The organism is Rhodococcus sp. ARC_M6 (assembly GCF_022810305.1).
Taxonomy (GTDB): domain Bacteria; phylum Actinomycetota; class Actinomycetes; order Mycobacteriales; family Mycobacteriaceae; genus Rhodococcus_F.
In genome coordinates this window covers 32,583-39,704 of the sequence record NZ_JALGQH010000045.1, presented here as the reverse complement: position 1 = coordinate 39,704, position 7,122 = coordinate 32,583, and the positions used below count along the sequence as shown (strand labels likewise).

Genomic DNA, 7,122 nt, shown 5'->3' with positions numbered 1-7,122 from the left:
CCCACTGCTCGGAGATGTGCTGGTCTATGTCTCCGACATGCCGGCCATCGCCAAGGATATGGGCGTCCGATAAAACCCACTGCTCGGAGATGTGCTGGTCTATGTCTCCGACATGCCGGCCATCGCCAAGGATATGGGCGTCCGATAAAACCCACTGCTCGGAGATGTGCTGGTCTATGTCTCCGACATGCCGGCCATCGCCGGCACCACTTCGAGGAACCTGGAAGGACCAACCCATGAACAGTGTCGCACTGGTGGGTAAGAACAAGGAAAATACCCGTCCCGGGAGTGAGTCCCGCGTCCGGGCGTGGAGCCTGACTGGCGTGCTCGTGATGCTGTACGTCATCAACTACGCCGACAAGGCGGTGTTGGGTATCATCGCGCAACCTCTTGCGAAAGAACTCGGTCTGAACGCTTCGCAGATCGGTTTGATCGGCAGTCTGTTCTTCTTGATGTTCACCATCGGCGGGTTCTTCGCGGGGCTGCTCAATCGGTGGATGTCGCTGCGCTGGGCGCTTCTCCTCCTTGCCCTTGTATGGTCGGTGGCGGTGCTCCCTCTGGTCCTGGTGGCGAGTTTTGCCGTCCTGATCGGTAGCCGGATGCTTCTCGGTCTTGCAGAAGGCCCCAGTTCGGCTCTCATCCATACCGGGGTGTACTCGTGGCATCCGGTCGCAAAGCGAGGGTTTCCGGGTGCATTGATCGCCAGCGCCGCGTCGATCGCGAAGATTGCGATCGCTCCGGCGCTTGCCCTGATCACCGTCACGCTCGGGTGGCGTGCCGCAATGGTCGCCTTGTCCATCGCGGGTGTGCTGTGGTGTGTGCTGTGGCTGACCACATGGTCGGAAGGGCCGTATCTGACCAACCGAAAGCGTGACCAAACAGTCTCGGAAGGCGCAAACGAGGCATTCGAAACAGAGCCGGACGTGCCGTGGCTTCGCATCTTCCGCACCCGAACCTTCATCGCGGGTGCACTTCTGGTGATGAGCGTGTACGCGCTGGTCGCCATGGTGCTGACCTGGTTGCCGTCGTACTTCGAAGTGGGACTCGGCTACACCCGCCTTCAGGCCGGATCCATGTTCGCCTTTCCCAGCATTTCCGCACTGGTACTCATGCTCGGCACGACTGCGGTCTGTGATCGACTCCTGTCGCGCGGCTCCTCGGTCCGCTTAGTGCGTGTAATCGTGCCCGCGGTGGGGGTCCTGATCTGCGGCGTCGCCCTGATCTCGGTTCCTTACATCGGCAGTCCGGCGGCCGCCGTCCTGATCATCTCGGTGGGTTACGGATTCGGTGGGCCCGCGTTGCCGCTGCTCAATGCTGCGATCTCCGAGCTGTGCCCACCCCGGCAGACCGCCGGAACCTTGGGTGTGTTCCTCGCGCTGATGGCCGTGGGTGGCTTGATCGCACCATATGCGACGGGCCTGTTGGTCGATGCTGCAAGTACACCCGCGGAGGGCTATGCCACGGCCTTCCAGGCCCTTGGGTTGGTTGCCGCAGCGAGTGCGGTGCTGGCACTGTTCTGGGCGGATCCGGAACGTGACAAGCGACTGGTGCGCGGCGAGGTTGCCGCCGCCGCGTAGAGCGGTAGCCGAAACACAGCCGAAGAGCTGTATCGAAACGGTTTCATAACGAATGATCGAAGGGGAGTTGTCATGAGAGACGCAGTGATTGTCGATGCTGTTCGGACACCCGTGGGAAGGCGTAACGGCGCGCTGTCCGGAGTGCATGCAGTGTCGCTGTCCGCCCACGTGCTCACCAGTTTGGCCGAGCGGACCGGGCTCAATCCCGCGCTGGTCGACGACGTGATTTGGGGTTGTGTGGGGACGCTGGGCATGCAGTCGGGCTGCATCGGCCGTGGCGCGGTGCTCGGAGCCGGATGGCCCGAGTCGGTGCCGGGTGTAACCGTCGACCGGCAGTGCGGGTCATCGCAGCAGGCGGTCCACCAGGCGGCAGCAGGGGTGATCTCGGGTCAGTACGACGTAGCGATCGCCGGAGGCGTGGAGGTGATGAGCGCCGTTCCGCTCGGCACCGCACGGTCTGTGGGTGATTTCGGGGAGCCCTTCGGACCGCTGGTTTGGGAGCGGTACGACGATGTTCGCTTCAACCAAGGCATGGGCGCACAGTTGATCGCCGACGAGTACGGTCTCACACGCGAAGAGATGGACCAGCACGGTCTCGACTCGCATGCCCGTGCCGCTGCGGCGATCGACGAAGGTCGATTCAAGGGCCAGATCAGCCCGGTGCCCGTCACCGATGCTGCTGGTGAGGTGCGACTCGTCGAGACTGATGAGGGTGTACGTCGTGGTAGCTCCCTCGAGGCTATGGCCCGCATCAAGCCGGCCTTCAGGGAAGACGGTACGATCACCGCCGGCAACTCGTCGCAGATCTCGGATGGTTCTGCGGCACTGCTGATTACGACCAGTGAGTACGCCGCGGCACAGGGATGGACTCCGATCGCGCGGATCCATACTGCCATCGTCACCGGCACCGATCCGATCACGATGCTGAAGGGGCCGATCCCGGCGACCGCGAAGGCGTTGGCGAAGGCAGGACTGTCGATCGCTGACATCGGGGCATTCGAGATCAACGAGGCGTTCGCAGCGGTGAGTCTGGCCTGGTTGCGTGAGACCGGGGCGAACTACCAACAGATGAACCCGAACGGCGGCGCCATGGCGCTGGGTCACCCGATCGGCGGTTCCGGTGCACGTCTCATGACTACATTGGTGAACCATATGCGCGACGAGGGAATTCGCTACGGATTGCAGTCGATGTGTGAAGGTGGCGGCATGGCCAATGCCACCATCCTTGAGCTCCTCTGATCAATCGGACAGGCCCGGTACTTCCTTCGCCGGCACGACCGCCTGCACGTCGGCGGTCGTGCCGGCGGTCGTGTTCTCTGCTCGCAGCGCTCAGTTGCCGAGCAAGACTGCGTGACCCATCTCGACCAGACGCTCGTGCAGATCGGGCCTGGTCCGAGTCTGCCTGGTGCGAGCAAGATTTTCGACAATTGTCAGTGTGGCGAATACCGTAATCTGCAATTCAGCGACGCTGAGATCCGGGCGCTGCTCGCCCAGGATCTGCGTCCACATCTCGATGAAGTCGCGGTGGTTCTGCATGTAGTCCTTGCGAACTCTCGGCGGCAGTTCGTCGAGTTCGTTGGTCAACACGCCGATGAGGTGGTAGTTCTCAAGCGCGAAATCGATGTGGGCGCGCACCATGCTCAGCAACGACTCCTCGGGCCCGGGGGCCGCAGCGACGGCTCGAATAACGCCGTGCGTTCGCCGCTCGTTTCCTCGATTTACTGCGGCGGTCAGGATATCGACCTTCGTTTCGAAATAGTTGTAGATGTTCGGCCCGGTGGTTCCGATGGCTTCACCAATGTCGACGTTGTTCACGGATCGGTACCCACGCTCGTCGAAAAGTCGGATAGCCGCGGTGAGGAGCGCCTCGCGGCGAGGCATCGCCACGAGGCGGGCCGCGTCGTGGATTGTGGTTCTCCCGGATTTTGATTCGCACTGGATGGTCTCGGTGATTTGACTGCGCGCCACGCTCTCGGCCAGGGTGAAAAGAAGTTCCTCCATGTGACGATGTGGAAGAGTAGATCGGTGCCCGGAAACGCTGCCGAAAACGGCCAGGACCGCCCAGGCGAGCATGGCTGAATCGGGCTGCGACAGGCCGGGCCGTTCGACGCGGATCAGGGCGGCGATGCCGGAAGTGGTCTCGTGCAGAAGGTGGCGCATCTCGCTGCGATCCTCCTCGGGCAGGTGGCGTGCTTCACGTTGCCAGAGCAGCGGAAGACCTCGGCGCGTGGGAAGGGTTGCCGACAAGTTTTTTAGGAGCGAGGTCAGATCCGTTGAATTCGTGACAGTAGAGGTCAGTGAGTCGAGTCCGGAATGCACAACATTCCGCAGCAGATCAGATTTGTTGCGAAAATGTCGGTAAAGCGATGACGGCCCGACGCCGACCGCCTCCGCGACATCGCTTACCGAGACATTCGGGTAGCCGCGCTCTCGAAACAGGGTCCCTGCTTCAGTGAGGATCTGCTCCCTGCGGTCGCGGGGGCGGCTAGTGCCCATACTTGGATCAACTCTCCTTTGAAGCGAAAATTCTTATTAGCGCTGCGCCACATAATAGCTGTACAAAGTCGTTGTGAATCACCTGTAAGTGTTCGTAGTGGCTGGCCCGGGGCTGGCTGACAGGATAGGTGTCGTCGCTACAACGCCGTGTGACTCATGAATCGCTTTGCTCCTTTTCGGATGCACTTGCCGGGATCTGTCCACTTGTTGTGGTGGCGACGCCGGTCCGGTCTTGCTTCGGGCTTGATTTTTAAGCCTGCCCGACCCTGTTGCCTCGGGGTCGTGGCCCGTTACAGGCCTGCCTTGAAGTGCTCGTTCCGGGCCGACGCCGACAACGACGTCGTCATCGGAAAGGACATCCGTCGCTATACCTATCGCGCTAAGATCACTACGTGATCGTCATCGGGGTCGATACCCACGCCGCAACCCACGCGCTGTGCGTCGTGACCGCAGCAACCGGTGCAGTGCAGGACAAAACAAGTTTTCCAACAAGCCCGGCGGGACTCGACCGGGCCCGCATGTGGATTACCGCATCGAGCAGGACAACAAACCGCCCCTCGTCGTCATCGAAGGCATCGGCTCCTACGGAGCCGATGCCTTCGACCGCGTTCTTGCGGCAGGATTCCCGGTTGCCGAACCTGCCGCAATGGCATCAGGAGATCGGCGAGGAGTCGGTAAGACCGACGATCTCGACGCCGCCCGCATCGCCCGGTCCGTCCTATCCGTTGACGTCGATCGACTGCGCCGACCACGAGCGGACGGATCGCGAGTGGCGATGCGCATCTCTCGTGGTCGCTCGCGAACAGATGACGCGTGAACGGACGCGTACGATCAATGCGTTGACTGCTTTGGTTCGCACCGTTGAACTCGGCGTGGATGCACGAAAATCATTGTCATGCAGTCAGATCACGGCGATCGCAACCTGTCGAGGTCTGTCCGAGGACCCCACCGCTGCGACATGCTGAGCGGAAGCCGTGCGTCTGGCCAAGAGAATTCGGGCGCTCGATGCGGAGTTGGTTGACAATCGAAAGTCTCTCGACGCATTGGTCAAGACCACCGCGCCGGAACTGACTGCCGCGATGGGAGTCGGCGCAGTGGTTGCAGCGACTGTCCTGATCGCGTGGTCACATGCAGGTCGGCTGCGTTCGGAGGCCGCTCGCCGGGACCTGCCCGATCCCGGCGTCCTCTGGTAACACCGTGCGTTACAGGCTCAATCGCGGCGGTGACCGCCGTCTGAACAGAGCGCTGACCACTATTGTCATCGTGAGGATGCCGATGGATCCTCTAACCTGCGGCTACGTCGAACGTCGACGAGCGAAGGGTCGTACGACCAAGGAGATCATTCGATCTCTCAAGCGTTATATCACCCGGCAACTGTTCCGAACGCTCGCCGCAGCACATCCAATCTTGGTGTCTTGACAGATTGTGAGTCTGGAAGTGGCTGGTCCGGGACTAGACAGTATGGAGGTGTGAGATGAGACCCCAACTCAAACCGTTCCACCTCCTCGTGAGAGCCGTCGACTGATCGAACAGCGGAAGAACAAGGGCCCCAGCCGATCACGCAACCCGACCAGCCGACTCGATGGTGGGGCTGGGGCCCCACTCGCATATAGACGTGGGTTGCCTGGCGGACACTTGAGTCCTGTAAGGCACCACAGATGTGATGGGAGGCCCCAGTGACTATTCAGTGTACGAGCATCGGCCTGGATGTGCACGCCCGATCCGTCGTCGGATGCGGACTCGACGGACAGAGCGGTGAGCTGTTCGAGCGCCGCCTCACCCCCGACGAACGGGAGATCGAGGACTGGATCCGCAGCCTGCCCCCGCCGGTAGCGGTGGTCTACGAGGCCGGACCGACCGGCTTCGGGCTCGCCCGGCACCTCACGGCAGACGGGATCGACTGTGTGGTTGCGGCCCCGTCGAAACTGCAACGCCCATCCGGGGATCGGGTCAAAACCGACGCCCGCGACGCCCGACACCTGGCGCGGCTCCTGCACCTGGGTGAGATCATCCCGGTGACGGTGCCGAGCCTGTCGCAGGAGGCTGCCCGGGACCTCGTCCGGGCGCGGGAAGACTGCCGCGGGGACCTCATGTCCGCCCGGCACCGGGTTTCGAAACTTCTTCTGCGACAAGGCATCGTCTACTACGGTGGCGGGGCGTGGACGCAGAAGCATGACCTGTGGTTGCGGTCGCAGCACTTCGACCTGCCCGCCCGGCAGTTCGCGTATGACACCGCCTACGACACCATGCTGGCCACCGTCGACCGGCGCGAGCGGCTCGACAAGGCCATCACCGTGATGGCCGCCGACAGCGAGTTCACCGCGGTGGTGGACCGGCTGGGATGCCTGCGTGGGATCGGCGCGCTGACCGCGTTCGCTCTGGCGGTGGAGATCGGCGACTGGGAGAGGCTGACGGGTCGCAGCGTTGGCGCTTATCTTGGTTTGGTACCCACCGAGCACTCCTCCGGGCAGTCCCGCTCCCAGGGGCCGATCACGAAGACCGGCAACGGGCACGTCCGCCGTCTGTTGGTGGAGGCGGCGTGGCAGCACCGCCGGCCCTACCGGCCAGGGTTGGCGCTGCGTAGGCGTTGGGACAAGGCCACCGCGGCGGCGAGGGCTCGGGGGCAGCAGGGCAACCGCCGGTTGCACGCTCGTTGGGAGCGCTTCGACGAGCGTGGCAAGCGGCCGGTGCTGGTGAACACGGCGATCGCCCGTGAGCTGGCCGGCTGGTGCTGGTCGCTGGCGGTGCTCGAGGAATAGTCCTGCCCGCAGATTTCCGGACCTCGATACTGGTGGTGGTGGCCAGCGTCTGGGAGCGACCCGCGATCCAGCTATGAGCAGCCTCCCTTCACGGGGGCCACGCTCGATCTCTAGACCAGCGATCCGCTCCAGCCGAAAAGACCGTCCTGCGGTAACCAATCCGCGCATATCAGAACTGACATCGCGTCGACAGCGACACGCTCGCCATCACCAGGTCTTGGCTCGGATTAATGAAGCGGCATCCCCGACGACGGTTGAGGATGCCGCTTCACCATGGCCTCTTGACGGAA

The 7,122-nt window shown here is 62.7% G+C and carries 8 protein-coding genes; 6 read left to right on the top strand and 2 right to left on the bottom strand.

Going from position 1 to position 7,122, the window contains the following annotated elements; genetic code table 11:
• A partial coding sequence (locus MTX36_RS27910) for a hypothetical protein (RefSeq protein ID WP_243622912.1) occupies positions 1 to 238 on the bottom strand: 238 nt, incomplete at its 3' end.
• Between MTX36_RS27910 and MTX36_RS27905 the strand changes: the two genes are divergently transcribed.
• Together MTX36_RS27905 and MTX36_RS27900 are read left to right on the top strand one after the other, a co-directional pair.
• The gene (locus tag MTX36_RS27905) at positions 237 to 1,577 is read left to right on the top strand and encodes an MFS transporter (RefSeq protein ID WP_243622911.1); all 1,341 of its coding nucleotides are present in this window, start codon (positions 237 to 239) and stop codon (positions 1,575 to 1,577) included. The two genes, MTX36_RS27910 and MTX36_RS27905, sit on opposite strands and share 2 nt — an antisense overlap.
• 72 nt (positions 1,578 to 1,649) lie before the next feature.
• Positions 1,650 to 2,816, top strand: a complete 1,167-nt coding sequence (locus tag MTX36_RS27900) for a thiolase family protein (RefSeq protein WP_243622910.1) — start codon at positions 1,650 to 1,652, stop codon at positions 2,814 to 2,816.
• A gap of 90 nt (positions 2,817 to 2,906) precedes the next feature.
• On the opposite strand, the gene MTX36_RS27895 is transcribed toward MTX36_RS27900, so the two are convergent.
• Positions 2,907 to 4,073, bottom strand: a complete 1,167-nt coding sequence (locus MTX36_RS27895) for a TetR/AcrR family transcriptional regulator (protein WP_243622909.1) — start codon at positions 4,071 to 4,073, stop codon at positions 2,907 to 2,909.
• A 520-nt stretch (positions 4,074 to 4,593) separates the two neighbouring features.
• On the opposite strand from MTX36_RS27895, the gene MTX36_RS30700 reads away from it, so the two are divergent.
• From MTX36_RS30700 to MTX36_RS27885, 4 genes are all read left to right on the top strand, one after another.
• On the top strand, positions 4,594 to 4,890 hold the full coding sequence (locus tag MTX36_RS30700) for a hypothetical protein (RefSeq protein ID WP_374230562.1): 297 nt from the start codon (positions 4,594 to 4,596) through the stop codon (positions 4,888 to 4,890).
• 157 nt (positions 4,891 to 5,047) lie between these two features.
• Positions 5,048 to 5,266: a hypothetical protein gene (locus MTX36_RS30695; RefSeq protein WP_374230561.1), complete on the top strand. Its 219-nt coding sequence runs from the start codon at positions 5,048 to 5,050 to the stop codon at positions 5,264 to 5,266.
• A complete protein-coding gene (locus MTX36_RS30690) occupies positions 5,202 to 5,492 on the top strand; it encodes a transposase (RefSeq protein ID WP_374230560.1) in 291 nt (96 codons plus the stop codon). Before MTX36_RS30695 ends, MTX36_RS30690 begins: the two co-directional genes overlap by 65 nt.
• Positions 5,493 to 5,749: 257 nt before the next feature.
• Positions 5,750 to 6,832, top strand: coding sequence for an IS110 family transposase (locus MTX36_RS27885; RefSeq protein WP_243622908.1), 1,083 nt, complete (start codon positions 5,750 to 5,752; stop codon positions 6,830 to 6,832).
• Positions 6,833 to 7,122: the final 290 nt, after the last annotated feature.